The 1,067-nt window shown below is 58.5% G+C and carries 1 protein-coding gene; it reads right to left on the bottom strand.

Features of this window, described 5'->3' with window-relative positions:
* Nucleotides 1–86 precede the first annotated feature (86 nt).
* Nucleotides 87–875: a DNA adenine methylase gene (locus tag AC0V2Y_RS27950; protein ID WP_475418048.1), complete on the bottom strand. Its 789-nt coding sequence runs from the start codon at nucleotides 873–875 to the stop codon at nucleotides 87–89.
* Nucleotides 876–1,067: the final 192 nt, after the last annotated feature.

Raw genomic sequence — 1,067 nt, 5'->3', positions numbered from 1 at the left:
CCATACGAAGAACACCGCCAAAGAGGAAACCCTTATGCTCGGGCTAGTGCAGACGTCTGCACTAGCCCGAATCTTTCATGGCCGCATTAAAACAGCCCGGCCGGATCCGCCTGCTTGTCCCAACTGTAAATGATCAACTCTTTGCGCTCCACCGCCTTGCCTCCGCCACCCACGTTGTACTGGATGCCGGTCGTGTCCATCTGGAAGCGCCCGAAGACGCGCCGGATGTCCGGGTGGTCATTCAGGCTCAAGATGGCCTTGCCCTTCAGCCGGGCCATCAGCTCGGCCATCTTCTCGTACTGCGCGAATTCAAACTCCACGCCATAGCCCGCTGTCTCCCAGTACGGCGGGTCCAGGTAAAACAGCGTGTGGGGCCGGTCGTAGCGCTCCATGCACTTGTACCAGTCAAGGTTTTCGATATAGGCGCCAGACAGGCGCAGGTGTGCGGCCGACAAGTTCTCCTCGATGCGCAGCAAGTTGAGCGGCGGCGCCGTGGTTGCCGTGCCCCACGTCTGGCCGTCGACCTTGCCACCAAAGGCATGCTGCTGCAGGTAGAAGAAACGTGCCGCGCGCTGCAGGTCCGTCAAGGTATGCGGCGGCGTCTCCTGCAGCCACTTGAACACCTCGCGGCTCGACAGCGCCCATTTGAACTGGCGCACGAATTCCTCCAGGTGATTTTTGACGACGCGGTACAGATTGATCAACTCGCCGTTGACGTCGTTCAGCACCTCAACCTCGGCCGGCGGCCGCATGAAGTACAGCGCGGCGCCACCGGCGAAAACCTCGACGTAGCAGGTATGCGGCGGAAATTGCGGGATGATGCGGTCGGCCAGGCGTCGTTTGCCGCCGATCCAGGGGATGATGGGTAGTGCCAAAATGTGTACCTCCTAATGTTAGAGTCGAATCTCCTCCCCAGAGGTAGCATGAGCCAACTTGGCTCTCTTGCCTGGTCAACGGGCAATACTGGTTGTCGCTGTTAGCGCAGAGACAACCAGTACTTTTCTCGCCACAAACTGTCCGATATTTCCGACATAATTGTTTTCAAAAATGGCAACCCTGTGTACAAG

It is taken from the genome of Janthinobacterium sp. BHSEK (assembly GCF_056174685.1).
This window is presented reverse-complemented; position numbering and strand designations above follow the sequence as displayed.